At 67.6% G+C, this 24,610-nt stretch carries 23 protein-coding genes and 1 other RNA gene; 10 read left to right on the top strand and 14 right to left on the bottom strand.

Annotated elements, in window-relative coordinates:
- The first annotated feature begins 72 nt into the window (after positions 1-72).
- A complete protein-coding gene (gene lgt / locus B0G62_RS01165) occupies positions 73-987 on the top strand; it encodes a prolipoprotein diacylglyceryl transferase (protein WP_103701714.1) in 915 nt (304 codons plus the stop codon).
- Positions 988-1,094: 107 nt separating this feature from the next.
- Here lgt and B0G62_RS01160 read toward each other — a convergent pair whose 3' ends face one another.
- From B0G62_RS01160 to B0G62_RS01140, 5 genes are all read right to left on the bottom strand, one after another.
- A complete protein-coding gene (locus B0G62_RS01160; protein WP_103701712.1) occupies positions 1,095-1,823 on the bottom strand; it encodes an SIMPL domain-containing protein in 729 nt (242 codons plus the stop codon).
- A gap of 232 nt (positions 1,824-2,055) precedes the next feature.
- Positions 2,056-2,514 carry an EVE domain-containing protein gene (locus B0G62_RS01155; RefSeq protein ID WP_103701710.1) on the bottom strand — a complete coding sequence of 153 codons (459 nt, stop codon included), beginning with the start codon at positions 2,512-2,514 and terminating at the stop codon, positions 2,056-2,058.
- Between the two features lie 134 nt (positions 2,515-2,648).
- Positions 2,649-2,829, bottom strand: a non-coding RNA gene (gene ssrS / locus B0G62_RS01150) — 6S RNA.
- Between the two features lie 128 nt (positions 2,830-2,957).
- The gene (locus B0G62_RS01145) at positions 2,958-3,269 is read right to left on the bottom strand and encodes a cell division protein ZapA (RefSeq protein ID WP_103701708.1); all 312 of its coding nucleotides are present in this window, start codon (positions 3,267-3,269) and stop codon (positions 2,958-2,960) included.
- On the bottom strand, positions 3,266-3,619 hold the full coding sequence (locus tag B0G62_RS01140; protein ID WP_103701706.1) for an ATPase: 354 nt from the start codon (positions 3,617-3,619) through the stop codon (positions 3,266-3,268). Before B0G62_RS01140 ends, B0G62_RS01145 begins: the two co-directional genes overlap by 4 nt.
- Positions 3,620-4,117: 498 nt before the next feature.
- On the opposite strand from B0G62_RS01140, the gene B0G62_RS01135 reads away from it, so the two are divergent.
- The 5 genes from B0G62_RS01135 to cobC are packed head-to-tail and all read left to right on the top strand — an operon-like array spanning position 4,118 to position 8,450.
- Positions 4,118-5,131 carry a FecCD family ABC transporter permease gene (locus tag B0G62_RS01135; RefSeq protein ID WP_103701704.1) on the top strand — a complete coding sequence of 338 codons (1,014 nt, stop codon included), beginning with the start codon at positions 4,118-4,120 and terminating at the stop codon, positions 5,129-5,131.
- Positions 5,128-5,976, top strand: coding sequence for an ABC transporter ATP-binding protein (locus tag B0G62_RS01130; protein WP_244193069.1), 849 nt, complete (start codon positions 5,128-5,130; stop codon positions 5,974-5,976). The genes B0G62_RS01135 and B0G62_RS01130 overlap by 4 nt, the downstream gene beginning before the upstream one ends.
- A 13-nt stretch (positions 5,977-5,989) precedes the next feature.
- Complete coding sequence (gene cobT / locus B0G62_RS01125) at positions 5,990-7,060, top strand: nicotinate-nucleotide--dimethylbenzimidazole phosphoribosyltransferase (protein ID WP_103701702.1); 1,071 nt, start codon at positions 5,990-5,992, stop codon at positions 7,058-7,060.
- 38 nt (positions 7,061-7,098) lie between these two features.
- Complete coding sequence (locus tag B0G62_RS01120) at positions 7,099-7,866, top strand: adenosylcobinamide-GDP ribazoletransferase (RefSeq protein WP_103702864.1); 768 nt, start codon at positions 7,099-7,101, stop codon at positions 7,864-7,866.
- Positions 7,851-8,450, top strand: a complete 600-nt coding sequence (gene cobC, locus B0G62_RS01115) for an alpha-ribazole phosphatase (protein ID WP_103701700.1) — start codon at positions 7,851-7,853, stop codon at positions 8,448-8,450. The genes B0G62_RS01120 and cobC overlap by 16 nt, the downstream gene beginning before the upstream one ends.
- Before the next feature lie 30 nt (positions 8,451-8,480).
- Here cobC and B0G62_RS01110 read toward each other — a convergent pair whose 3' ends face one another.
- From B0G62_RS01110 to cobU, 4 genes are read right to left on the bottom strand one after another with little or no spacing between them, the layout of a single operon-like run.
- Complete coding sequence (locus tag B0G62_RS01110) at positions 8,481-9,383, bottom strand: cobalamin-binding protein (protein ID WP_103701698.1); 903 nt, start codon at positions 9,381-9,383, stop codon at positions 8,481-8,483.
- Positions 9,383-10,435, bottom strand: coding sequence for a threonine-phosphate decarboxylase CobD (cobD, locus tag B0G62_RS01105; protein ID WP_103701696.1), 1,053 nt, complete (start codon positions 10,433-10,435; stop codon positions 9,383-9,385). Before cobD ends, B0G62_RS01110 begins: the two co-directional genes overlap by 1 nt.
- Positions 10,428-11,369 (bottom strand): CobD/CbiB family cobalamin biosynthesis protein, encoded by a 942-nt coding sequence (locus B0G62_RS01100; protein WP_103701694.1) that lies wholly within the window; start codon positions 11,367-11,369, stop codon positions 10,428-10,430. Before B0G62_RS01100 ends, cobD begins: the two co-directional genes overlap by 8 nt.
- On the bottom strand, positions 11,366-11,926 hold the full coding sequence (gene cobU, locus B0G62_RS01095) for a bifunctional adenosylcobinamide kinase/adenosylcobinamide-phosphate guanylyltransferase (protein WP_103701692.1): 561 nt from the start codon (positions 11,924-11,926) through the stop codon (positions 11,366-11,368). Before cobU ends, B0G62_RS01100 begins: the two co-directional genes overlap by 4 nt.
- Before the next feature lie 132 nt (positions 11,927-12,058).
- Here cobU and B0G62_RS01090 point away from each other — a divergent pair, with 132 nt between their 5' ends.
- A complete protein-coding gene (locus B0G62_RS01090; protein WP_103701690.1) occupies positions 12,059-13,597 on the top strand; it encodes a cobyric acid synthase in 1,539 nt (512 codons plus the stop codon).
- Positions 13,598-13,619: 22 nt separating this feature from the next.
- Here B0G62_RS01090 and B0G62_RS01085 read toward each other — a convergent pair whose 3' ends face one another.
- Positions 13,620-14,039, bottom strand: coding sequence for a PaaI family thioesterase (locus B0G62_RS01085; RefSeq protein WP_103701688.1), 420 nt, complete (start codon positions 14,037-14,039; stop codon positions 13,620-13,622).
- A 251-nt stretch (positions 14,040-14,290) separates the two neighbouring features.
- Between B0G62_RS01085 and B0G62_RS01080 the strand changes: the two genes are divergently transcribed.
- Positions 14,291-14,917, top strand: coding sequence for a ParA family protein (locus tag B0G62_RS01080; RefSeq protein ID WP_103701686.1), 627 nt, complete (start codon positions 14,291-14,293; stop codon positions 14,915-14,917).
- Positions 14,918-14,974: 57 nt separating this feature from the next.
- Here the strand turns inward: B0G62_RS01080 and panD are convergent, their stop codons facing one another.
- The 4 genes from panD to B0G62_RS01060 form a co-directional block, all read right to left on the bottom strand.
- Positions 14,975-15,361: an aspartate 1-decarboxylase gene (gene panD, locus B0G62_RS01075; protein WP_103701684.1), complete on the bottom strand. Its 387-nt coding sequence runs from the start codon at positions 15,359-15,361 to the stop codon at positions 14,975-14,977.
- Between the two features lie 109 nt (positions 15,362-15,470).
- Entirely contained in the window at positions 15,471-16,313 is an 843-nt protein-coding gene (gene panC / locus B0G62_RS01070; RefSeq protein WP_103701682.1) for a pantoate--beta-alanine ligase, read from the bottom strand.
- A gap of 290 nt (positions 16,314-16,603) precedes the next feature.
- On the bottom strand, positions 16,604-17,548 hold the full coding sequence (locus tag B0G62_RS01065) for a segregation and condensation protein A (protein ID WP_244193068.1): 945 nt from the start codon (positions 17,546-17,548) through the stop codon (positions 16,604-16,606).
- Complete coding sequence (locus B0G62_RS01060) at positions 17,548-17,733, bottom strand: DUF3460 family protein (protein WP_027816618.1); 186 nt, start codon at positions 17,731-17,733, stop codon at positions 17,548-17,550. Before B0G62_RS01060 ends, B0G62_RS01065 begins: the two co-directional genes overlap by 1 nt.
- A gap of 510 nt (positions 17,734-18,243) precedes the next feature.
- Between B0G62_RS01060 and B0G62_RS01055 the strand changes: the two genes are divergently transcribed.
- Positions 18,244-20,073 carry an autotransporter assembly complex protein TamA gene (locus B0G62_RS01055; RefSeq protein WP_407671106.1) on the top strand — a complete coding sequence of 610 codons (1,830 nt, stop codon included), beginning with the start codon at positions 18,244-18,246 and terminating at the stop codon, positions 20,071-20,073.
- Positions 20,073-24,560 (top strand): translocation/assembly module TamB domain-containing protein, encoded by a 4,488-nt coding sequence (locus B0G62_RS01050; protein WP_103701678.1) that lies wholly within the window; start codon positions 20,073-20,075, stop codon positions 24,558-24,560. The genes B0G62_RS01055 and B0G62_RS01050 overlap by 1 nt, the downstream gene beginning before the upstream one ends.
- Positions 24,561-24,610 lie beyond the last annotated feature (50 nt).

Here is a 24,610-nt window from a genome sequence, read left to right as displayed (position 1 = left end):
TCGGCGTCGCCAACCGCGGCGCATCCTGCAATCCGCTTTCACAGCTCACCGCCGACAAGAACGCTTTCCACGATGCTCATCCACCCGAATTTCGACCCGGTCGCCATCCATCTGGGGCCGCTCGCCGTGCGCTGGTACGGCCTCATGTATCTCGTCGGCTTCATTCTCGCGATCGTGATCGGCCGCCTGCGCCTGCGCCTGCCGTTCGTGGCCGCGCAGGGCTGGACCGCGAAGGACATCGACGACATGCTGTTCTACGGCGTGCTCGGCACCATTCTGGGCGGAAGGCTGGGTTACGTGCTGTTTTACAAGGCAAGCTGGTACTTCGCGCATCCGCTCGACATCTTCAAGGTCTGGGAAGGCGGCATGTCGTTCCACGGCGGCTTTCTCGGCGTGACTTTCGCGATGGTGCTGTTCGCGTGGCAACGCGGGCGCACGTGGCTGCAGGTGACGGACTTCGTCGCGCCGATGGTGCCGACGGGACTGGCCGCCGGACGTCTGGGCAACTTCATCAACGGTGAACTCTGGGGCCGCGTGACCTCGCCCGATTCGCCGTGGGCGATGATGTTCCCGGGCGCGGCGAACGACGACGCCGCCTGGCTGCAATCGCATCCGGCGCTGGCGGCGAAGTGGCATCTGAACGAAGTGTTCGCGCAGTACCACCTGCTGCCGCGTCACCCGTCCGAGCTTTACGAAATCGCGCTCGAAGGCCTCGCGCTGTTCATCGTGCTGATCCTGTTCTCGCGCAAGCCGCGTCCGGTTGGCGCGATTTCGGCGATGTTCCTGATCGGCTATGGTCTCGCGCGTTTCACCGTGGAGTTCGCACGCGAACCCGACGACTTCCTCGGCCTGCTTGCGCTGGGTCTGTCGATGGGGCAGTGGCTCTCGCTGCCGATGATCATCGCGGGCGTGCTGATGATGATCTGGGCGTATCGCCGCGCGAAGCGCAACCCCGCCTCGCAGCAGACGGTTGGCGTGAAGAGCTGACCGGCGTTCAACGCATGGCGCGTCGCTCACGTGACGCGCGCGAAAAAAAGCCACGGTTTTCCGTGGCTTTTTTCATGCTGCGGCGACCGGGTTCGCTTTACTTCGCTTTACTTCATCTGCACCGAGCCCGACACGTTGACGCTCACCGTCGACGTGCCGCCTTCGAGCGGCATGGGCGCCATCTTCGCGTCGGCGCTCGCGGCGCGTGCGCTCATCATCATCATCGGACGCGGCATCACGCCGTTATGGCCCACGTTCACGTCGCGAATCGAATAGCTGCTGTAGCCAAAGGCTCGCGCGGCAGCGGATGCCTGTTCGCGGAACGAGGCGATCGCTTCGCCGGAAAGTTTCTGTTCGGCGGCACGCTGCGCTTCGGGCGACAGCGAGAACTGCACGTTGCCCACCTGCATCACCGACGAGATATCGCCCGCGAGTTTCGATGCCGCCGCGAAGTCATGCGATTCGAGCACGACCTCCGTGCGACCGCGCCATGCGGAGATACGGCCGTCGCGATCGGTCGACGGATAAATCGAGAACTGGCCCGAGCGCGCGGTCACGCCCGCGACGCCCTTGGCTTTTTGCAGCGCCACGTCGGCGCGTTGATTGAGCGTGTTGGTCAGCGTCGCGGGATCGCCCGCTTCCTGCTCGTAGAACAGCGTGATCGTGACGACGTCCTGCGGCACCTCGGCGCTTGCCTGCGAGGACAGCGAGAGCACGCCCGAGGGTTGATAGCGCGCTTCGCTCTGCGCGAACGCGGCGCGCGGCGCAATCGTCATGGCCAGCGGGACAGCGGCGGCAAAAGCGGCGGCGAGCGTGACAGCGGTTGTTCTCTTCATTTTGGCTCCTTGCAGAACGGATTTCGCAAGCGGCCGGCACACGAACATGAGCATCTGCCCACGCACGAGCGCGTGCCGCGCGAGCGCATGATTGTGCGCAAGTTAGGGCACGCGTGTCGGCTGTGTGTGCAGAGGTGAAGCTGCTGGAGGTGAAACGTGTGCGGCCGTGCGTGTTCTTTGAGCGATACACCACGCGCGCGGTTCCCGCCGCCCTCGATGAAGGCGAGCCGCGTTACATCAGCCGCTTCGTGATGAAATCCCACTCGGCCTTCGTGACCGGCGTGATGGAAAGGCGATTGCCTTTGGCGAGCACACGCATCTGCGCGAGTTCGTCATGTTCGCGCAACGCGGCCAGCGGGATCAACGCGGACTTCTTCTCGAACACGACATCGACGAGCATCCAGCGCGGGTTTTCCTGCGTGGATTTGGCGTCGTAGTAGGGGCTTTTCGGATCGAACTGCGTGGGGTCCGGATAAGGCGTCGACGACACCTGCGCGAGACCCGCGATGCCAGGTTCGGGGCAGCTCGAATGATAGAAGAGCACACCATCGCCGATCTGCATCGTGTCGCGCATGAAATTGCGCGCCTGGTAGTTGCGCACGCCGGTCCACGGCAACGTGCGCTGCGGGGCATTCGCGAGATCGTCGATGCTTGCTTCGTCGGGTTCGGACTTCATTAGCCAGTAGCGCATGAGTCGAAGAAGAACGTCGGAAGTGGAGGAGAGCGAGGCTAACGCGTATCGAGCAGCGTAGAGCGCGCCACACGCATGAAAAACGCGGGCCCCAATGGAAAACGGCATCGGACTCATGTCCGATGCCGTTCGAATAGGTCCCCGCCTTAGCCGCTAGGCCGGCATCCTGAACCGAGGGTTCAGAATTGGTCGCAGTTAGCAGCACTTCGGGTACATCAGACTAGTGACGCGCACACCCGTGCTACAAATTTCCGCAACCGTGCACATGGCATTGGTTCAAGGAATATATGACCTTGGCGAACCAGGCAGGGAAGCTGACTAAACCTGTTTCGAAACGTACTGTGTACGCTTCGATGAACATCATTCTAACGCATTACGTGGCGGCTTTTATAGCGCTGTGTGTCGAATTCTGTATTTCGAACACTGCGCTTGTCGTGTGCTTATCACACACCGTACTGCTGTATCACTGCGCCAAGCTGTTCATTCATTTGGCGCATTGTACGACGGATTTCTTCGGCTGGGAATGCTTCGCCGTGACGCACGCTGGTCTGCAGACGCAGCAGTTCCGAGGCGAGCGAAAGCGCCGCCATCACGGCAATACGGTCCTGACCGCGCACGTTGCTGTGGTTGCGGATATTCGACATTTCCGAATCCACGCGCGCAACCGCTTCGAGCAGCGCGGCTTCGGTTTCCGGCGAACAGGCGAGGCGATAGGTCTGGCCGAGAATCGTCGCTTCGATCTGTCTGGTCGTCATGCATTTTCTCCGTGGCGAGCGGCGTTGTCGGCGGCGGCATCCTGCGACGACGGGTCGAGCAGATCGAGCTGGTTCTCGCGCTCCGCGCTCGCGCGTACGCGAGGCAGCTTTTCGAGGATCGCGTTCAGGCGGACCTGCGCGTCGTCGATCTTGGCGGAGAGACCATCGCGCTCGGCTTGCAGCGTGTTGCGCTCTTCGCGCACCTGCTCGAGTTCGGCGCGCGTCGCTTCGCATTGCGCGGTCAATTGCGCGAGTTGCTCTTCGAGCGCCACGCGTGCTTCATGATGGCGCTGATTGATCTCGATCAGCCGCCCGATGTTTTGTGAGAGTGTTTCGAGTTCGTTGAGCATGTGCTGCGTCCTCTAAAGACAGGCATTCTAGCGCGGATTGTCGCGTATTCCGACATCCATGACGTTTCCAGACGTAACAACCCTGCTTCTTGCCCGCATCTTGCAGTTCCCGGCCCAAAGCGTGGCCCGCATCGACGCACGGGAACGCCTTTTGCCGGGCCGCGAAAAGCGTGTCGATCGTGTGTGCGGCGCAATAATGACGCTTTGTTGACGCGCGATAGATGGGCGCTTCTAAACGCGTGTGCCAGTTAAAACCGGGGTCAAGACGTTGTCGCGGCATGACGTGTGCATCTGCGCGTGTTTTTAACGCCTGTTTTTGCGGGCTTTTTGCGGGCTGGTTCCTCCCGGCAGGCAAAAAAACGGACAATAGCGCAGCACGCCTCGCGTGCCTCCCGAATCCGACTACTACCGCCCACGATGCGAACCGCAAGCACCGACCAACCGCGCCACCCTCACGCGCCGCCGATCACGCGTGCGCCTGGCGCCGCTCGTCCCGCGATGCACGCGCGTCGCGCCGTGACGATCTGGTGCGTGCTCGCGGCGGCATCGTGCGCGGTGTTCCTCGCCTCGCTCGTGACAGGCAGCGTGCCGGTGACGTTCGCGCAGGCGCTGCATGCGATTTTGCCCGCGTTTTCACCCACGCCTGGAACGCACGATCTCGCAGGCGACATCGTGCATACGCTGCGTCTGCCGCGCGCGCTCGGCGGCTTCGCCTGTGGCGCGTTGCTCGCGCTCGCGGGGGCGTTGCTGCAGGTGCTGCTGCGCAATCCGCTCGCGGAGCCCTATGTGCTGGGCGTATCGGGTGGCGCGGCCGCGTTTGCTCTCGTCGCGATGATCGCGGGCTTCGCGTGGTGGGCCGTGCAGGCGAGCGCCTGCGCGGGCGCGTTCGCATCGATCCTGCTCGTGCTCGGCCTCGCGCGCCGCGACCTCTGGCGCGGCGAACCGCAGGACAGCTCGCCGCGCCTGCTGCTCACGGGCGCCGTGACGGCGGCCGGGTGGGGCGCGCTCATCACCTTGTTGCTCACGCTTGCGCCCGATACGCGTCTGCGCGGCATGCTGTTCTGGCTCACGGGCGATCTCGACGGCGTTGGCACGGCATGGCCCGCGTGGATCGCGCTGGCCCTTGTGCTGATCTTCGGTGTGAGCGCCGCGCCGCGTTTGAACGTGCTGCTGCGCGGCGACGCCGCCGCGCAGGCGCTTGGCGTGCCTGTGCTGCGTCTGCTCCTGGGCGTCTATCTCGCGGCCTCGCTCGCGGCGGCGGCGGCCGTGACGACGGGCGGCACCATCGGCTTCGTCGGTCTTGTCGTGCCGCATCTGTTGAGGCTCGCATTCGGCAACGACCAGCGCATGCTCGTGCCCGCTTCGGCGCTCGCGGGCGGCCTCGCGGTGATGGCCGCCGATCTCGCGGCGCGCACGCTTGCCGCGCCCACGCAATTGCCGGTGGGCGTCGTGACCGCGCTCGCGGGCGTGCCCGTGTTCCTGTGGATGTTGCTACGCAGGAGCACGTCATGAGCACGGCGATGAACGCAGCAACGGGCGCAGCGAAGCCGGCACTTGCAACGCACGCGCTGAGCTTGCGCGCAGGCGCACGCACGCTCATCGAAAACCTCACGCAACGCTTCGGCGCAGGCGAAATCTGGTGCGTGGCGGGCGCGAACGGCGCGGGCAAAACCACCTTGATCGCCACGCTCGCGGGCTTGCGTCCTGCGGCAGCGGGCCACGTCGAAATCGACGGCATCGCGCTGCGCGACTGGAAGCCCGCGCGTCTCGCGCAACGCCGCGCGCTGATGCCGCAAGACGTGCGCGATGCCTTCAGCGCCAGCGTGCTCGACATCGTGCTGCTCAACCGTTATCCGCATCTCGCGGGCTGGGGCTGGGAGAGCGAAGAGGACCGCGCCGCCGCGCACGCCGCACTCGCGCAACTCGGTCTCGAAGCGTTCGCCGCGCGCGATGTGCTCTCGCTTTCGGGCGGCGAGCGTCAGCGCGTCGCGCTCGCGGCGGTGCTGTGCCAGGATGCGCCGCTGCTGTTGCTCGACGAACCGCTCGCGCATCTCGATCTGCATCATCAGATCGCCTGTCTCGAAGCGCTGGGGCAATGGGTGCGTGCCGCGTCGCGCACCGTGGTGTTGTCCTGCCACGATCTCAACCTCGCGCGCCGCTATGCGACGCACGCCTTGCTGCTCGATGGACGCGGTGGCTGCTGGGCCGGTCCCGTGCGCGACGTGCTCACGGCCGAGCGCGCGAGCGAGGCGTTCGGCCATCCGCTCGCGCTGATCCGCGACGGCCCGCACGAGGCGCTCGTGCCCGCGCTTGGGCACGCCCCGTACACTGAACAAACGCAAGAACACCACGCTTGAGAACCGGATCCCTATGACCCCCACGCTTTCCGATCTGCGCGCCGTCGAGCCGCTCGACACCTCGCTGCGCGACACGCTGCAGCATCTCATCGACACCCGGACGAAGCCGCCGGGCAGCCTTGGCCGCCTCGAAACGCTCGCGCGTCAGCTCGGCATGATCCAGCGCACGACGCAGCCGCGCGTCGTGCGTCCCGCGATGATCGTGTTCGCGGGCGATCACGGCATCGCGCACGAAGGCGTGAGCCCGTATCCGCAGGCCGTCACCGCGCAGATGGTCGCGAACTTTCTGGTGGGCGGCGCGGCCATCAACGCGTTCAGCGGCGTGGCCGGGCTCGAACTGGAGATCGTCGATGCGGGCGTCGCCACGCCGCTGCCGGATGTCGATACCTCGAAGCTGATTTCCCTGCCGATCGCACAAGGCACGCGCAACTTCGCCCACGACGCGGCGATGACGCGCGAGCAGGCCGTCGCCGCGCTCGCGGCGGGCGCGGCGCGCGTGCGTCATCACGCGGCGCTCGGCACCAACGTGATCGGCTTTGGCGAAATGGGCATCGCGAACACCTCGTCGGCGGCCTGCCTGATGAGCCGTCTGTGCGGCGTGCCGATCGACGAATGCGTCGGGCGCGGCACGGGCCTCGACAACGCGGGCCTCGCGAAAAAGCGCAACGTGCTCGCGGCGGCGCTCGCGCGCCACGCCAACGCGCGCGAGCCGATCGATGTGCTCGCAACCTTCGGCGGCTTCGAAATCGCGATGATGGCGGGCGCGTACCTCGAAGCGGCGCGTCAGCGCATGGCGATTCTCGTGGACGGCTTTATCGCCACCTCCGCGCTCGTGGTCGCCGATGCCTTGTCGCCGAACGTGCGCGACTACTGCGTGTTCGCTCATGCGTCGAATGAGGCGGGACATCGGCGGATGCTCGATCATTTCGGCGCGCGCGAACTGCTCACGCTCGATCTGCGTCTGGGCGAAGGCACGGGCGCGGCGCTCGCGGTGCCGCTGCTGCGTGCGGCCACGGCCTTCCTCAACGAGATGGCGAGCTTCGAATCGGCGGGCGTCGATGACCGCGACGGGCGGGCGCATTGAGCGAGGCGGATAAAAGCGCCGCCGAAGGGCATACCGCCATGAGTCCGCTCATGGAAGTGCGCTACTTCTTCACGGCGCTCGGCTATTTCACGCGCGTGCCGGTGCCGCGCTGGGTCGGCTTCGAGCCGCAGTGGCTCAACGCGGCGGCGCGCTATTTTCCGCTCGTCGGCGTGTTGATCGGCGGGTTGGCGGCGCTCGTCTATCTGGCCGCGCTGCACCTGTTTCCCGCCGGTGTGGCCGTGCTGCTTTCGATGGCCGCGACCCTGCTGGTGACGGGCGCGTTTCACGAGGACGGTCTGGCCGATTGCCTCGACGCTTTCGGCGGCGCGTACAGGAAAGAGGACGTGCTGCGCATCATGCACGACTCGCGCATCGGCGCATTCGGCGCGATCGGCCTGGTCGTGGCGCTCGCGCTGAAGTGGCAGACGCTCGCGTCGCTGCCGCCGTTGCGCGCGGCCACGTTGATGATCGCGGGCCATGCGGCGAGCCGCGTGTTCGCGATCAGCTATCTCGCGTCGCTCGACTACGTGCGTCCCGAAGGCAAGGCGAAGCCGGTTGCGCAGCGTTTGAGCGCGCTCGCGCTGGTCGTGGCGGCCGTGTCCGGTTTGCCATGGCTTTTCTGGCCCGCGTGGCCGGACTGGCGCGCGGGTGTCGCGACGCTCGCCGTGCTCGGTGCGCTGCGCTTCGCGCTTGGGCGCTACTTCGTGCGGCGCATCGGCGGCTATACGGGCGATTGTCTCGGCTTCGCGCAGCAGATTTTCGAACTCTCGATCTACCTCATGGGGCTCGCATGGATCTCGTCCTGATCCGCCATCCGGCCGTGGCGGTCGAGGCCGGCATCTGCTATGGCCGCTCCGATGTCGCGCTGGCAGCCGACGCCGGGGCGGGCGCGGCGTCGATCGTGGCGCGGCTGAAGGCGCTTGACGTGCGTGCGCCCGCGCGCATCGAAACGAGTCCGCTCACGCGTTGCGCGAGCGTGGCGCGCGTGCTTGCGCGCGAACACGGTTCGCTTGTGCCGCACGAAGACGCGCGTCTCGCGGAAATGGATTTCGGTGCGTGGGAGATGCAGCGCTGGGCGGGCATCGAGCGCACGCAGATCGATGCGTGGGCCGCCAATTTCCTGCACGCGCGCGATCACGGCGGCGAAAGCGTCGCGCAATTCGATGCGCGCGTGACGGCATGGTTCGAATCGCTCGACGCGAATCAAGCCGATGTGCGCGCAACGATCTGGGCCGTGGCTCATGCGGGCGTGATCCGCACGGTGGCGGCGCGCGCGCTGGGCGTGCCGCTCGAACGCTGCGTGCGCTGGCCGCTGGAGATGGCGGCGATCGTCGTGCTGCGCCGCGAATCGTCCAGCGGCGAATGGCTGCTTTCGCGCTGGAATGCGTGATTCACGCCAAATAATTATTCGGATTCCGGATCAATTCGTGCGCGCACGCTGCAGATCTTCGCAGAGCCGTTGTGCGCCTTGAGCGATGCGCGGCCCCGCGCGCGTGAGCAGATCGCCGTCGATGGCGTAGAGGTTGCCGTGCGCCACCGCCTTTAACTGCGGCCATGCGCGCCAACGCTCCAGTGCGGGAAGCGGGCGATCCGGTGCCGTTGCGCCCGGCGAGGCGGTCACGATCGCATCGGGATCGGCGGCGAGCACGGCTTCGGTCGAGAGCGTCGGCACCAGCGGGCGCAGCGCCGCGAACACATTGCGTCCGCCGCATAACGTGATCGCATCGGAAATCATCGACTCGCCGTTGACGGTCATCAGCGGTTGATCCCAGACCTCGTAGAACACCCTCACGGGCGCGCGCTGCGCGTAGGTCGCGCGCAGTTGCGCGATCTGGCCGCGATATGCGTTCGCCGCGTCCTGCGCGGTTTTCTGCGTGCCGAGCAGCGTGCCCAGACGCGTGAGCGACGTCGCCACATCGTCGAGATGATGCGGCTCGCTGAAGAACAGCGGAATGTGCAGTTCGCGCAGGCGGTCGAGTTGTTGCTGCGCATTGCCGTGACGCCAGACGACGATCAGATCGGGCTTGAGCGCTGCGATGCGTTCGAGGTCGAGCGCGCGGTTGTCGCCCACGCGCGACACGCTTTGCGCCTGCGGCGGGTAGTCGCTGTAGCTCACCGCGCCCACCAGCTTCGCGCCGCCGCCCGCTGCGTAGAGCAATTCCGTGACGTGCGGCGCGAGGCTCACGACGCGCTGCGCGGGCGCGGCGAGCGTGACGGTGTCGCCGTTATCGTCGATGGCGCTCACGGGCGCGGCGTGCGCCATGCCGATGGAGAGCGCGGCGGCCAATGCGAGCGCGAGTGCGAGACGCGGCAGTGCGAGCATCAGCCGGTCGCCTGCATGGCTTGCATCGCTTGCGCGAGCGCCGACGCAAAGCGCTGCCATTCGTCTTCCGAGGCGGGCAGGCCGAAGCGCAGGCTCGCGGGCGCATCGAAGCGGCGCGTCCAGACCGCACGCGCGGCGAGCGCGTCCTGCAACTGCGCGGCGCGCGCATCGGCGATCCAGGCGTAGAGCGGTGTCGCATGCGGCGTGAAACCGTGCGACGCGAGCAACGCCGCAAGCCGCTCGCCTTCCGTTGCGAGCCGCGCGCGCATCGCCGCTTGCCACGCGTTGTCTTCGAACGCGTGGGTGACGGCATGGCGCGCCGGGCCGCTCACGGTCCAGGCGCCCAGCCGCGCCCGCAAAGCGGCGAGCAACGCAGGCTGCGCAAGCGCGAAGCCGCAGCGCGCGCCCGCGAGGCCGAAGAACTTGCCCGGCGAGCGCAGCACGACCAGACCGTCGCGATCGACGGCGTCGGCGAGCGTTGCCGCGCGCGTGGCAGCGAAGGCATCGACGAAGGCTTCATCGACGATCAGCGTGCCGCTGCGCGCCGCCAGTTGCGTGTGCCAGCGCAGCAGCGTGTCGCGTGCGACGAGCGTGGCCGTCGGATTGTTCGGGTTGACGACGACGGCGTGCGTGACGTCGTCGGGCAACGTATCGGCGGCGATGTCGAGCGGCACGACCGTGTGACCCGCCTGCGTGAACGCGGGCGCGTACTCGCCATAGGTGAGCGGCGCGATTGCCACGCGCGCGGGCGGCAGCAGTGCGGGCAGGGCGCGGATCGCCGCCTGGCTGCCCGCCACGGGCAGGACGTGTTGCGCGTGCGGCGCGCCGTAGTAGCGCGCGGCGCAGGCCGCGAAGCCGTCGCCGTCGTCGGGCAGGCGTCGCCATGCCGAAGGCGGCACGGGCGGCACCGGGTAGCCGTGCGGGTTGATGCCGGTCGAGAGGTCGATCCACTCGTCCAGGCCGATGCCGTAGCGCTGCGCGGCCTCGTGCAGATTGCCGCCGTGCGCGACCATGCGCGGCGCGGCTTCCAAGTCGCGTGAGGTGTCAGCCATGCGTCGCCACGCTCACGAAAGCCAGTGCGATCAGCACGGCGAGCCACAGGATCGTCGTGCGCTCGACGAGGCGCAGCGCGGCTTCCACGTCCTGCGCGCGCGGCGGCAGGCCCGCGCCGAGCGCAGGGCGTTGCTCGATCGCGCCGTGATAGACCGCCGCGCCGCCCAGCAGCACGTTCAGGCTGCCCGCGCCCGCGGCCATTACCGGCCCCGCGTTCGGGCTTTCCCAGCGGCGTGCCTGCTCGCGCCAGCAGCGCAGCGCCACGCGCGTATCGCCGAGCAGCGCGTAGCTCGTCGCCGTGAGGCGCGCGGGAATCCAGTTGAGCACGTCGTCGATGCGCGCCGCCGCCCAGCCGAAGCGCAGAAAGCGCGGCGTGCGGTAGCCCCACATCGCGTCGAGCGTGTTGGCGAGGCGAAACGCCAGCGCACCCGGCCCGCCAGCGATGGCGAACCAGAACAGCGCGCCGAAAATCGCGTCGTTGCCGTTTTCGAGCGCCGATTCGCAGGCCGCGCGCGAGAGCGCGGTGGCGTCGGCGTGGGCGGTGTCGCGCGAGACGATACGCGCCGTGAGCGTGCGCGCCGCCGCGAGATCGCGTTCGGCCAGCGCCTGGGCGATCGGCGCGATGTGCTCTTCGAGGCTGCGCGCGCCGAGCGCGAACCACAGCAGCGCGACGTGCAGCGCCCAGCCGAATGGCCAGGGCAGCGCCGCGCACAGGATGGCCGCGATCGCGACGGGCGGCGCGACCGCCAGCAGCCAGGCGAGCAGCCCGAGCGGGCGGCCGCGCCGCCCCGTGTTCAGACGCTTTTCGATGCGGCCGGCGAGCGTGCCGAAGGCGACGAGCGGATGCGCGCGGCGCGGCTCGCCGAACCAGCGGTCAACGGCGACGCCGGCCACGGCGAGCGCGGCGGTGACGGGCAGACTCAGCATCGTCATGATTGAGGCGCCTTCAGGACCAGCGGCAGGCCGGCGGCCACGAGCGTCGCGCGGTCGGCGAGCGCGGCGATGCGCTGGTTCAGGCGGCCGAGTTCGTCGACGTAGAGGCGCGTGGCCGCGCCCATCGGCACGACGCCCATGCCGATCTCGTTGCTGACCACCAGCACCGTCCCGCGTGCGCGCTCGCAGGCGGCCGCGAAGGCGTCGATGCGCTCGCGCCAGTCGGGGCGCGGGCTTTCGGAGTCGGGCGGGCAGAGCAGGGTGGCGAGCCAGAGCGTGAGGCAGTCGATCAGCACGCAGCGGCCGGGCGCGGCCGCGGCATCGAGCGCGCCGGCGAGATCGAGCGACGCTTCGACCAACCCCCAGTGCGCGGGCCGCCGCGCGCGGTGATGGCCGATGCGCTCGTTGAATTCGCTATCGGCATACGCGCCGACGGGCACGGCGGCGGTGGCGATATAGGTGACCGGCAGGCCGCTGTCGGCGGCGAGGCGTTCGGCGTAGGCGCTCTTGCCCGAGCGCGCGCCGCCGACGATAAAGGTGAGATCGCGTGAAATCATCGCGTGATTGTAGCGGCTGCGTCGGGGTGGCCAGGCGGCGCAGATCGCGCGGCGGCGAGCGTCAGGGCGATGGGATAATGCGCGTTCGCCCGAGATTGCCGCCGCTTTATCGCCGCCAGGAAGCCACACGCCATGTCCGCACCTTCTCCCGCCGTGCCCGCCGTACCACTCGGCACGCTCATGATCCAGGGCACCACGTCCGATGCCGGCAAGAGCACGCTGGTGGCCGGTCTGTGCCGCCTCGCGCGGCGCGCGGGCGTGCGGGTGGCGCCGTTCAAGCCGCAGAACATGGCGCTCAACAGCGCCGTCACCGCCGACGGCGGCGAGATCGGCCGCGCCCAGGCGCTTCAGGCGATTGCCGCGGGCATCGCGCCGCATACCGACCTCAACCCCGTGCTGCTCAAGCCCAATAGCGACATGGGCTCGCAGGTCATCATCCACGGCAAGGCCCGCATGAACCTCAATGCGCGCGCGTACCAGAGCTACAAGCCGATCGCGCGCGAGGCCGTGCTGGCGTCGTACGGGCGGCTGCGCGCGGGCTACGACACGGTGTTCGTCGAAGGCGCGGGCAGTCCCGCCGAAATCAACCTGCGCGCCAACGACATCGCCAACATGGGCTTTGCCGAAGCCGTCGATTGCCCCGTTGTGCTGGTCGCGGATATCGACCGTGGCGGCGTGTTCGCGCATCTGATCGGCACGCTCGCGTGTCTATCGGACAGCGAGCGCGCGCGCGTGAAGGGCTTCGTCATCAACCGGTTTCGCGGCGATCCGTCGCTGCTCAAACCGGGCCTCGACTGGCTGGAGGCGCAGACCGGCAAGCCCGTGCTGGGCGTGGTGCCGTACCTGCACGGCCTCACGCTCGACGCCGAGGACATGTTGCCAGGTGCGGCGCACACCCACGCCCAGGCGGGCGGCGAGGCGCTGCGCGTGGTGGTGCCGGCGCTGCCGCACATCAGCAATCACACCGATTTCGACGCGCTGCGCGTGCATCCGCAGGTCGAATTCAGCTATGTGCGCACGGGCAACGCGCCGCCGCCCGCCGATCTGGTGATCCTGCCCGGTTCGAAGAACGTGCGCGACGATCTGGCGTGGCTGCGCGCGCAGGGCTGGGACAAGGCGCTGGAACGGCATCTGCGCTATGGCGGGCGCGTGATCGGCATTTGCGGCGGCATGCAGATGCTCGGGCGCGCGATCGCCGATCCGCATGGCGTCGAAGGGGCGCCTGGCACGACGGCGGGCTTCGGCTGGCTCGACTACGAGACGGAACTCACGCGCGAGAAGGCGCTGCGCAACGTGACGGGGCGGCTCGTGCTGGGGGAGGGCCTGGAGGGCGCGCCGGTGCGCGGCTACGAGATCCACATGGGCGTGACGCGCGGCGCGGCGCTGGCTTCGCCCGCGCTGCGTATCGATACGATCGAGGGCGAAGCCGACGACACGCGCGGCACGGTGCGCGTGGACGGCGCACAGTCGGCGGATGGCCAGATTTTCGCGACCTATCTGCACGGCCTGTTCGACACGCCGCAGGCATGCGCCGCGCTGCTGCGCTGGGCGGGGCTGGCGGCGGCCCGGCAGGTGGACTATCCGGCGCTGCGCGAGGCTTCGCTCGAACGTCTCGCCGATACGCTCGCGGCGAGCCTCGATTTACCGCGTCTTTACGCCGCCATGGGTTGATCGGGCCGATTAGCCTGGAGTGTCAGTACAGCACCATCTGCGTGCAGCGGAACAGGGCGGTGGTCTTGCCGTCCGGGCCGGTCACGGTGGCGTCCCAGATCTGCGTGCTGCGCCCGAGGTGCACGCCCGTCGCCACGACGCTCAGACGGCCCTCGCGCGCGGTGCCGAGGAAGTTGCTCTTGAGTTCGATGGTCGTGAAGTTCTTCGCGCCGGTCGGCAGATGGGCGAAGCAGCCGTAGCCGCAGGCCGTATCGGCGAGACAGACGACGGTGGCCGCGTGCAGAAAGCCGTTGGGCGCGAGCAGTTCGCTGCGGATGTCGAGTTCCGCGCGCAGGGTGCCCGGTTCGAGCGCGACGGCGCGAAAGCCGATCAGATCGGGCAGGCGGCCGCGCTGGCGCTCGTGCAGGGCGTCGATAGTGATGTCGGTGCGCAGCGTGCTCATGGGGCGAAGATCTCCGTGCGAGTCGAGGGAATCGGGTTTCGAGGTGAGGGCGAGTGCGGGTTCGAGGGTTCGGGGCTTCGACCCCGCAGCATTTGCCGATATTATCGGACGGTTGCGCAATCGGCTGAATCCGAAACCGCAGTGAAAATACGCAGCAAAGCGCGCAAAACGTACATCGAGGCGCGCGGGAAGGATTGGCAGAATCGGCAAACCGGCTGGCCCAGGCGCCAGCCATCCTGACGGGAGCATTCATGACGGTGATCGTGGTGGCGAACCCCAAGGGCGGCGTTGGCAAAAGCACGCTGTCCACCAATCTGGCCGGCTATTTCGCGGCGCAAGGCGAGTGGGTCGCGCTCGCCGACCTGGACCGGCAGCAGTCGGCGCACGCGTGGCTCGACCTGCGGCCCGCGGCGCTGCCGGCCATCGAGAGCTGGCAGGTCGATCTGGATCATCCGGCCAGGCCCCCCAAGGGCCTTGAGCACGCCGTCATCGACACGCCGGCGGGCCTGCACGGCAACCGCCTGAACACGATCGTCGAGCTGGCGGACAAGGTGATCGTGCCGCTGCAGCCGTCGCTGTTCGACATCCTCGCGACCAAGGACTTTCTCGACCGGCTCGCGAAGGAAAAGGCCGTGCGCAAGGGCGCGATCAAGGTCGGCGTGGTCGGTATGCGGGTGGACGCGCGCACGCGCTCGGCCGAACAGCTACAGCGTTTCGTGGAAGGGCTGGATCTGCCCGTGCTGGGCTATCTGCGCGACACGCAGAACTACGTGCAGCTGGCGGCGCACGGGCTCACGATCTGGGACGTCGCGAAGAGCCGCGTGGAGAAGGACATCGACCAGTGGCAGTCGATTCTGGCCTGGGTGAACCAGAAATAGAGCGGCCGGAGCGGTGCCTGGGCGGGCCGCTCCGGTTTTCAGGACCGAGGCCTGGCCTCAGGTCCAGTTTTGCGTCGGCACGTGGTCGCGGCTGCCCTTGATGCGGTTGTTCTCGTCGACGAACACGAGGTCGGGCTTCCAGCCGGCCTTGAGTTCTGCTTCGTCGACGTTCGCGAAGGCGGCGATGATCACGAGGTCGCCCAGTTGCGCGCGCCGCGCCGCCGACCCGTTCAGCGAAATCATGCCGCTGCCGCGCTCGCCCTTGATCGCGTAGGTCGAGAAGCGCTCGCCATTGTTGATGTTCCAGATGTCGATGCGCTCGTTTTCGACGATGTTCGCCGCTTCGAGCAGGTTTTCGTCGATCGCGCACGAGCCTTCGTAGTGCAGCTCGCAGTGCGTGACCGCGACGCGGTGGATCTTCGACTTGAGCATGTTGCGTTGCATGGAATGTCTCCTCAGGCGGTCGGGCGCGCGGCCCGCCGCAGCAGATTCAGTAAAAGCGTGATCGGGCGGGCGGCTGGGACGCGTCGCAGCGTGCCAGCCGCGTGGCGCCTTAGATTTCGAGGTTGTCGATGAGGCGCGTGGGGCCGAGCTTCGCGGCGGCCAGCACGACGAGCGGCGCTTCGGCGTCGGCGGCGACGCCCGCTACCGGCGGCAAGAGGTTCGAGCGCTTGCGGATCGCGATGTAATCGGGCTTCCAGCCGCGCGCGGCGAGCTTCGCCATGGCGTCGAGTTCGAGCTGCTGGAAGTCGCGGCGGCCCGACAGCACCGATTCGCGGATCGCCTGCAGCGCGGCCGCCAGTTGCGGCGCTTCGGCGCGCTCGGCGTCCGAGAGGTAGCGGTTGCGCGAGCTGAGCGCGAGGCCGTCCTGATCGCGCACGGTCTCGGCGGCGATCACTTCGGTCGGCAGCGCGAACTGCTGGCACATCGCGCGCACGATCATCAACTGCTGGTAATCCTTCTTGCCGAACACGGCCACGCGCGGCTGCACGCACGACATCAGCTTCATGACGACCGTGCAGACGCCTTCGAAAAAGCCCGGACGGAACTCGCCTTCGAGGATGTCGCCCAGATCGTGCGGCGGGCGCACGCGGTATTCCTGCGGCTGCGGGTAGAGGTCGCGTTCCGTCGGCGCGAACAGCACGTAGACGTTTTCCTTTTGCAGCTTCTCGATATCGGCTTCGAGCGTGCGCGGGTATTTGTCGAAATCCTCGTTCGGGCCGAACTGCAGGCGGTTGACGAAAATACTCGCGACGACCGGGTCGCCGTGCTGGCGCGCGAGGCGCATCAGCGAGAGATGGCCCTCGTGCAGATTGCCCATGGTCGGGACGAACGCGGTGCGGTTTTGGCCGCGCAACTGGTCGCGCAGTTCCTGAATCGAGCTGATGACTTTCATGATCGGATGCGTTATGCCTCGCGCGGGGCAAGACGGGGTTGCAGCACACGGCAGGCCCGAAAGGGCGTCCGGCCGGATGGCGTGCCCGGCCCCCAAGGGCAGGCGCGGGCGATTGTAGAGGATTTGTGCGTGCTGCGCAGCCGTCCCGGATCGGGGATTATCCTGGACTGTGGTGAAGGGGGCGGATGGGGCGCGGTGGCTGCTTCAGCATTAAAAACGGGGCCATGGCAGGCGGGGCGGGCGTGTGCGGGCGCTAAAGCCTGCTCAGGCAGTTAAACCAGGCAGCCAAATCAGGCTGGCAAATACGCGAGGCGCACGTAGATCGGCGCGAAGGGTTCGGCCTGGGTGATTTCGAGCAGCGACTCGCGCGCCAGTTCGAGCATGGCGATGAAGTTCACGACGACCACGGGCACGCCGCGCGTCGTGTCGAACAGCTCCGAGAACTCCATGAACCGCGCGCCCTGCAGCTTGCGCAGGATCACGCTCATGTGCTCGCGCACGGACAGTTCCTCGCGCGAGATCTTGTGGTGCTGCACCAGCTTCGCGCGCTTGATGACGTCGGCCCAGGCGGCGCGCAGGTCGTTGCTGTCCACGTCGGGAAAACGCGGCGTGATGCTTTGCTCGATATAGACCTCGGCGCGCAGGAAGTCGCGGCCGAGTTGCGGCAGCTTGTCCAGACGCTGCGCGGCGAGCTTCATCTGCTCGTATTCGAGCAGGCGGCGCACGAGTTCGGCGCGCGGATCTTCGGCTTCTTCGCCGGTGTCGGCCTTCTTGACCGGCAGCAGCATGCGCGACTTGATCTCGATGAGCATCGCCGCCATCAGCAGATATTCGGCCGCGAGTTCGAGATTGGTCTTGCGCAATTGTTCGACGTAGCCGAGATACTGCGTGGTGACGTCCGCCATCGGGATGTCGAGCACGTTGAAGTTCTGCTTGCGGATCAGGTACAGCAACAGATCGAGCGGACCTTCGAACGTTTCGAGGAATACCTCGAGCGCGTCGGGCGGAATGTAGAGGTCTTGCGGGAGCTTGAACAGCGGCTCGCCGTACAGGCGCGCGAAGGCGACGCCATCGACCGTGTCGGGCGTCGAATCCGTGGCGGGGGCGGCCAGCGCGTCGGCACTGGCGGGAGCGGGCGGGTGCGGCTGCACGCCCTTGTCTCCCGTGCTTCCCGTGCCTCCATCAACTGGCCCCACGGCCAACTCGGGCCGTTCGGCGCCGTCGGCTTCGGCCATCAGAAGTTCTGGTAGTAGACGTAGGGCGTCTGCTTGACGCGCGAAGCCTGCTGGCGCTCGCGTTCGTCGAGGTCGATCGGCTGCTTGTCCCACAGCAGCGAGCGGCCCTTGCGCTGCTGCTCTTCGAGTTGCGGCTTTTGTTCTTTGAGCTGGTTCAGGAACTGGGTGATGTCCGACTGATACATGGCTGACGTCCGTCGAGTGGGGGCGGCCTGCGCCTTTTCGTCCAGTTGAGTGGTGAATGCTGGCGGCCGCTGGGGAATCCGGTGTTTCTTGTCGGCCGCAATTTTACCGCATGCGCCGCGTGCGGAACATCCAGAAGGGCGGTGCGTCGAAGCCGCTTGCTGTGCGGGCGCGGGGCCATATCGATGGGGCGCTTTGCGTGCCTTGAACCGGCGCGTGGCGCATGGGGTTGCAATCTATTGCGTACGTTTGCGCCGCCTCCAGGGGTTTTCACCCGCTGATGTGGTGAAATAACGCGTTTGCGCCCACCCACCCAGGAAGCGGCGAAGCAGTGGGGCGGCGCGAGCCGGATACAGCAAAACGCGACGAAGACGCAACGAAGGCGCAACGAAAACTGGAGGTCCTGTTTGGCGGGAAGGCTGATTGAAGCAGCACGCGTATGGCCGTGTTTCCGGTATTCCCGGCGTACCGGTCTGTCCGCACGGGCGCAGGGGGCGGGTCACGCCCCGTGCCTGCTCGCGGGTTTATCCAGCGCTTCCCGCTCTTCGGCACCGTTGTCCTTGCGCCTCGCCTGGTGGCTGCTCGCAGGTCTTGCCTTCAGCTTCCTCGGCGCCGCGCCGGCTTGCGCCGCGCTTACCGACCTGCTGCCCTGGTCGCACGCCAGGACCTATTACGACGTCGATATCCAGGCCTCGCCGCGCGAACTGCGCAAGCTGCTCGAAGCCCACCTCGATATCGCGCGCTTCGCCAAACGCGCAGACGTGAGCGGCGACCAGTTCGACTTCCTCGTCACGGCCACGCCGCAGCAGGTGCGCGATCTGGCCTCGACAGCCGGCTATTTCACCCCGGTCGTGCGCACGGATGTGCACACCGACGAAAACGGCCGCCGCGTCGTGCACGTGATGGTCGATGCCGGCCCGCGCACGAAGATCTCGGCGGTGACGCTCACTTTCACCGGCCCCGTGCTGACCGAAGACCACGCGCAGGAGAACGCCACGCGCTTCGCGTTTTCGCTGCACGAGGGCGACGCCTTCACGCAGTCCGACTGGGACAGCGCCAAGAGCGCCGCGCTGCGCGCGCTGCAATCGCGCCGCTATCTGGGCGCGAAGATCGCGCATTCCGAGGCGCGCGTCGATCCGCTCAAGCATGACGCGAAGCTTTCCGTGACCTTCGACAGCGGCCCGACCTTTACGATGGGGCCGCTCGACGTATCGGGCACGCGCCGCTATCCGGAGCGGATCGTCGGTAACGTGAATCCGCTTTCGCCGGCCGAGATCTACGACGTCAATCGCGTGACCGAACTGCAACGCCAGTTGCAGAACACGCCGTACTACGCGAGCGTGGCGATCGACGTCGACGACAACACCCAGAAGCCGCTGCAATCGCCGGTGCACGTGAAGGTGAGCGAGTACCCGTACAACAACTTCCGCGGCGGCGTGGGCTATTCGACCGACACGGGCGCGCACGTGCAGGGCGCTTATACCTACCTCGACACATTCGGCAAGGCATGGCCGCTGCAACTGCAGGGCCGCCTCGACCAGATCCAGAAGTACGGCCAGATCCAGCTTTCGATGCCGCCGGGCGAGCGCGCGTGGACCAACAGCGTGCTCGCCTCGTACACGACCACGGACGTCTCTGACACCAACATCTACAGCGCGCGCGTGGGCGTGCAGCGCACGCGCACCTCGCAGAACATCGACTACGCGTACGCGCTGATGTTCTACGACGACCGCCTCACGCAGAACGTCGGCGAGGCCACCCACGCCTATGCGCTCATGCCGTCGTGGTCGTGGACGCGCCGCGACGTCGACGATCCGCTCTTTCCGCGTACGGGCAACGTGATCCGCATGGAGGCCGGCTTCGCGGTCAAGGGCGCGGGCTCGGACCAGAGCTTCGCGCGCGCCTATGCGCGTGGCCAGCAGTATCTGCCGATCGGCCGTAGCGATATCGTGCTGCTGCGCGCGGAACTGGGCGGGGTGTTCACGAGCGGCTCGTCGTCGGATATACCGGCGTCGCTGCTGTTCCGCGCGGGCGGCTCGAACTCGGTGCGCGGCTATGGCTTCGAGAGTATCGGCAACAACGTCGCGGGCTCGATCCTGCCGACCAAGTATCTCGTCACAGGATCGGCGGAATATCAGCACTGGTTCAGCCACGACTGGGGCGGTGCGGCGTTCTTCGATGTGGGCACCGCCACCGACACCTGGGGCGAAAAGGTTTTCGATCCGGGCGCCGGTATTGGCGCGCGCTGGCGCAGCCCGGTCGGCCCCGTCAACGTCGATATTGCCTATGGCTTTCGCACCCATAACGTGCGGCCTTATCTGACTCTCGGGATCGCTTTCTGATGCTCACGCGCGCTTTGTTCCGCTTCGCCTTGCCGTTCTCGTGGGCGCGCGCCTGCGCCGTGCCGCCCGGAGGGGGCGCGGCTTCGAGCGATGCATCAGGCGACGCGCCGGGCGATCGTGGCGATGGTGCCAATCGTGCCGATGGCGGCGAAGGCAAAGCGCCGCCCCCACGCCGCCGTCACCGCACGCTCAAGGCGCTGGCGTGGGTGATCGCCGCGATCGTGCTGCTTGTCGCGCTGCTTGCGGGGGCGCTTTACGGCGCGCTCACCACCGAGCGCGGCACCGCCTGGGCGTGGCGCGCGGCTGTCGCGCTGCTCGACGGGAAGCTGGCGGGCACGCTCGAAGGCGGCACGCTCGCGCGCGGCGTGCGCCTGTCCAACGTCGGCTGGTACGGCCCGGACGGCACCACGGTCAAGGTTGACCGGGTCGACGGCCAGTGGGCGGTGCAGGGCTTTGGCCGCGCGCCGTGGCGTTTTGTCGTCGATTATCTGCATGTGGGCGATATCGACGCGCGCGTGGTGCCGTCCAGCGAGCCTTCCCAGCCGATGACGCTGCCGCGGAATCTGCAACTGCCGCTCGGGCTTGAGGTCCGCGATCTGCAGGTGGACAAGCTCACGCTGCATCAAGGCGCCTCGACCACGGAATTCTCGCGCCTCCTGTTCCATGGCCGCAGCGACGGGCGGCATCACGAGGCGGCCGTCGAGCGCCTGGACACGCCGTTCGGCGCGGTGAGCGCGCACGCGCAACTCGACGGCGTGCGGCCGTTCGTGCTGGCGGGCGACGTGGGCTACGCGGGCAAGGTCAATGGTGAGGATGTGCAGGTCAACGGCACGCTGGGTGGCTCGCTCGAAGCGCTCACAGCCGATATCGCCGCGAGCGGCATGAAGCTCACGGGCCGCGCGCACGTGGAGGCGACGCCGTTCGCCGCCGTGCCGTTGCAGCGCGCGACCCTCGCGTTCGATCACGTCAATCCGCAGGCATTCGCGCCGGGTGCGCCTTTCGCCGATCTGGCCGTGCGCGCGCAACTGCAGCCGGTGCCGGGCGGCGCGGCGGGCGTGCCGGCGGCGCTTGCGGCGGCGGCTTCGGGCAACTCGGCGGCGTTGGCCGAACCGGCGCAGGCGCTCGGGCCGGCGGCTTCGGCTTCGGCTGCGCTCGCGGCTTCGCCTGCTTCGGCATCGTCGGCAACCGTGGCCACCGGGCACAGCGACGCGGCGGGTTTCACGGTCGCGGGCGACGTCTCGATCGTCAACGCGAAGCCGGGCACGATCGGCGACCAGCTGCTGCCGCTCATCGACGCGCACGCCTCCGTTGTGCTCGACGCCAGAACGCAGCGCATTCCGAAGCTCGCCGTGCGCCTCGTCAAGACCGCGACGATCACCGGCGGCGGGGCGATCAGCGGGCGCGACGGCCGCTTCGACCTGCATGTGGCCGGCCTCGACCTGAGCACGATCCAGTCGAGCGTGCGCGCGACGAGCTTCGCGGGGCCGCTCGATGTGCGTCTCGCGGGCGACGTGCAAAGCGTGACGCTCGATCTCGCCGATCCGAAGGCGGCGCTGCGCGTGCAGGGCAAGATCACGCAGGACCCGGCGCGGCTGTCGTTCAACGACGTGCGCGTCACTTCGGGCGCGGGCCGCATCGACCTGTCGGGCGCGCTCAAGCACGACGCCAATGCTTCGTATCAGCTCAAAGCGGTGCTGACGAACTTCGACCCGCTGTCGCTGACGTCGCAACTCGTGTCGAAAACGCCGCCTGCGGGCGCTAAATCCTCACCGAAGCCCGCGCGTCAGGCGAGCGCAAAGTCGACATCGACAACCGCATCCGATGCGCTCAATCCCAAGCGCAATCTCGCGCTCAATCCGTCCTTGAACCCGTCGCTCAATCCGGCGCAGACGGGCGAGCAGGCGCAGGCACAAAAGCACGTCGAGAACGCGAGGCAGACCGAAGCGCCAGGCGCGTCGGCCCAATCGCGCCCGACCTCAACCCCACCCAAAGCCGCTCCCGCACGCCGCATCGAGGCCCGCGTGAACGGCACCCTCAGCGCGAGCGGCATGCTCGCGCCCACGCTCACGACCCGGGCTGAGTTCAAGCTCGGGCCGAGCGTCTACGACGATCTGCCGCTCACCGGCCAGGGGCTGATCCAGCTCGCGGGAACGCGTATTCTGCCGAGCCGCGCGAATCTGTCGGTGGCGGGCAATGTCGTCGATCTGCAAGGCAGTTTTGGCGCACCCGGCGACCGGCTGCGCTTTCGCGTCGATGCGCCGCAGCTCGACCGGCTCGGCTTTGGCGTCGCGGGCCAGGTCGCGGCGAACGGCGATCTGACCGGCAGCTTCGCGCATCCGAACGTCGCGCTCGACTACAAGGCGGATCACGTCGCGTTCGGCGAAAACCGCGTCGATCATGCGCAAGGACGAGCCGAAGCGCGTGACGGCGCGAACGGCGCATTGGCTTTCAGCGCGGACGCGACGGGAATCGCCGCCGCAGGCGTCGATATTTCCACGCTCAGTGCGCGGCTGACGGGCACGCGCGCGCGGCACACGCTCACCGCGAACGCAAAAGGCAAGGTGCAAGGCGCGTCGATCGATTTCGCCGTGGCCGCGAATGGCGGTCTGACCGACACGCGCGAAGGCTCGCGCTGGGACGGCACCGTCACGCAACTGGAAAACCGCGGCACGCCGGGCGTGAAGCTCGAAGCGCCGCTCAAGGTGAGCGCGGGCGCGGGCAAGGTCACGCTCGGCGCGACGCGTCTGGTCGCCGAAGGGGCGGCGCTCGATCTGAAGTCCTTCGATCTCGATCACGGCCGCGTGCAGTCCGCCGGTGCGCTCACCAACGTCTCGGTCGCGCGCCTCATGCTGTTGCGTCAGCAGCTCACGGGCGAGCCGGCCACGCTGCGCACCGACCTCGTCTTCGACGGCGACTGGAACTTCTCGATCGGCCAGAGCGCGAGCGGCTACGTGCAGCTCAAGCGCCGCTCGGGCGATATCACGGCAGAAATCGCCCGTGGCATTGCCTCGTTCGGCATAGGCGACGTCAATGCGCGCGCGGCCTTCAGCGGCGGCAATCGCCTGACGCTCACGGCACATGCCCAGGCGAGCCGCGTGGGCGTGCTCGACGTCGATGCGAACACCACGCTCGTGGCGCGCAACGGCATGCTCACGGTCGCGGACGAGTCGCCGATCGGCGGCACGATCAAGGCCAACGTGCCGTCGCTGCGCACGACGGGCGGGCTGCTTGGGCCGAACTATCTGCTCGACGGCCATCTCGCGCTCGATCTCGGGCTGGGCGGCACGGTCGCGAAGCCGAACCTCACGGGCCTGCTGTCCGGCGACGGGATTTCGGCGACCGTCGTCGATCAGGGCGTGGAACTCAAGGATGGCGTGATCCGCATCGCGCTTTCGCGCAATCTCGTCGACTTCCAGCAACTGGAGTTTCACGGCGCGACGAGCGGCACGCTGCGCGCGACCGGGCGCGTCGCGCTCGACAATGCCGAGCCGGACCTCACGGCCAGCATCGTCGCGGACAAGCTCGAACTGTTCGCCTCGCCCGACCGCAAGCTCTCGCTCTCGGGCAGCGCCAGCATCGCCAATGGCGGGCATCTGGGCGGCATGATGATCAACGGCAAGTTCACCGTCGATCACGCGCTGTTCGACCTGCCGGAATCGGCGGCCCCGTCGCTGGGCGACGATGTCGTGATCGTGCGCCCCGACGGCACGACCGTGGGCGGCAAGCCGCCGATCGAGCAAACCGCCTCGACCAAACCGGCGCCGCGTTTCGCGCCGCGCGCGAACATCGACATCAATCTGGGCAGCGATTTCCGCTTCCGCGGCCAGGGCGCGGATCTGGGCCTCGCTGGTACGATCACGGCGACCAGCGAGCCGGACGTGCCGCTGCGCGCGGTCGGCAATGTGCGCGTGACGGAAGGCTCGTCGTACACGGCGTTCGGCACCAAGCTCGGCATCGAGAACGGCTTCTTCACGTTCAACGGGCCGGTGGGCAATCCGGGCATCAACATCCTCGCCATGCGGCGCAACCAGCAGGTCGAGGCGGGCGTGCAGGTCACGGGCACGGTGCAGGCGCCGGTGGCGAAGCTGGTGTCGGAGCCCAACGTACCCGACAACGAAAAGCTCTCGTGGCTGCTGTTCGGCCACGGCACCGATCAGGGCAACAACGTCGGCCAGCAGAGCGCGATGACGACGGCGCTCGCGCTGCTCGGCAGTGCCAGCGGCAAGCGCATCGCGCAGAGCATCGGCCTCGACGAATTCTCGATCGGGCGCAGCGAAGTGGGCCTGACCGATCCCGAGGTCGTGATGATCGCCAAGGCGATCAACCAGCGGCTCGTGATCGGCTACGAGCAGGGTTTGCAGTCGGCGTCGAATGCGGTCAAGGCGACCATCAATCTCTCGCGCTACTGGTCGGTGGTGACGTACGGCGGCACGTTCTATGGCGCCGACATTCTCTATACGCGGCGTTTCGACCGGATTCGCTGGTAAATCCGCCGCGTCGCCGTCCTGTTTCGGGCGAAAAAAAGCACACCCGAGGG

Source organism: Paraburkholderia eburnea, from assembly GCF_002917095.1.
Lineage (GTDB): Bacteria > Pseudomonadota > Gammaproteobacteria > Burkholderiales > Burkholderiaceae > Paraburkholderia > Paraburkholderia eburnea.
This window is presented reverse-complemented; position numbering and strand designations above follow the sequence as displayed.

Coding starts and splice junctions, on each gene's coding strand:
- B0G62_RS01160 (WP_103701712.1), bottom strand. CDS start 1,823: ATGAAGAGAACAACCGCTGTCACGCTCGCCGCCGCTTTTGCCGCCGCT.
- B0G62_RS01085 (WP_103701688.1), bottom strand. CDS start 14,039: ATGAGCACGCTGCGCACCGACATCACTATCGACGCCCTGCACGAGCGC.
- cobC (WP_103701700.1), top strand. CDS start 7,851: ATGGATCTCGTCCTGATCCGCCATCCGGCCGTGGCGGTCGAGGCCGGC.
- B0G62_RS01090 (WP_103701690.1), top strand. CDS start 12,059: ATGTCCGCACCTTCTCCCGCCGTGCCCGCCGTACCACTCGGCACGCTC.
- B0G62_RS01065 (WP_244193068.1), bottom strand. CDS start 17,548: ATGGCCGAAGCCGACGGCGCCGAACGGCCCGAGTTGGCCGTGGGGCCA.
- panD (WP_103701684.1), bottom strand. CDS start 15,361: ATGCAACGCAACATGCTCAAGTCGAAGATCCACCGCGTCGCGGTCACG.
- B0G62_RS01100 (WP_103701694.1), bottom strand. CDS start 11,369: ATGACGATGCTGAGTCTGCCCGTCACCGCCGCGCTCGCCGTGGCCGGC.
- cobU (WP_103701692.1), bottom strand. CDS start 11,926: ATGATTTCACGCGATCTCACCTTTATCGTCGGCGGCGCGCGCTCGGGC.
- B0G62_RS01135 (WP_103701704.1), top strand. CDS start 4,118: ATGCACGCGCGTCGCGCCGTGACGATCTGGTGCGTGCTCGCGGCGGCA.
- B0G62_RS01050 (WP_103701678.1), top strand. CDS start 20,073: ATGCTCACGCGCGCTTTGTTCCGCTTCGCCTTGCCGTTCTCGTGGGCG.
- B0G62_RS01080 (WP_103701686.1), top strand. CDS start 14,291: ATGACGGTGATCGTGGTGGCGAACCCCAAGGGCGGCGTTGGCAAAAGC.
- B0G62_RS01140 (WP_103701706.1), bottom strand. CDS start 3,619: ATGCTCAACGAACTCGAAACACTCTCACAAAACATCGGGCGGCTGATC.
- B0G62_RS01145 (WP_103701708.1), bottom strand. CDS start 3,269: ATGACGACCAGACAGATCGAAGCGACGATTCTCGGCCAGACCTATCGC.
- lgt (WP_103701714.1), top strand. CDS start 73: ATGCTCATCCACCCGAATTTCGACCCGGTCGCCATCCATCTGGGGCCG.
- B0G62_RS01060 (WP_027816618.1), bottom strand. CDS start 17,733: ATGTATCAGTCGGACATCACCCAGTTCCTGAACCAGCTCAAAGAACAA.
- B0G62_RS01130 (WP_244193069.1), top strand. CDS start 5,128: ATGAGCACGGCGATGAACGCAGCAACGGGCGCAGCGAAGCCGGCACTT.
- cobT (WP_103701702.1), top strand. CDS start 5,990: ATGACCCCCACGCTTTCCGATCTGCGCGCCGTCGAGCCGCTCGACACC.
- panC (WP_103701682.1), bottom strand. CDS start 16,313: ATGAAAGTCATCAGCTCGATTCAGGAACTGCGCGACCAGTTGCGCGGC.
- B0G62_RS01120 (WP_103702864.1), top strand. CDS start 7,099: ATGAGTCCGCTCATGGAAGTGCGCTACTTCTTCACGGCGCTCGGCTAT.
- B0G62_RS01110 (WP_103701698.1), bottom strand. CDS start 9,383: ATGCTCGCACTGCCGCGTCTCGCACTCGCGCTCGCATTGGCCGCCGCG.
- cobD (WP_103701696.1), bottom strand. CDS start 10,435: ATGGCTGACACCTCACGCGACTTGGAAGCCGCGCCGCGCATGGTCGCG.
- B0G62_RS01155 (WP_103701710.1), bottom strand. CDS start 2,514: ATGCGCTACTGGCTAATGAAGTCCGAACCCGACGAAGCAAGCATCGAC.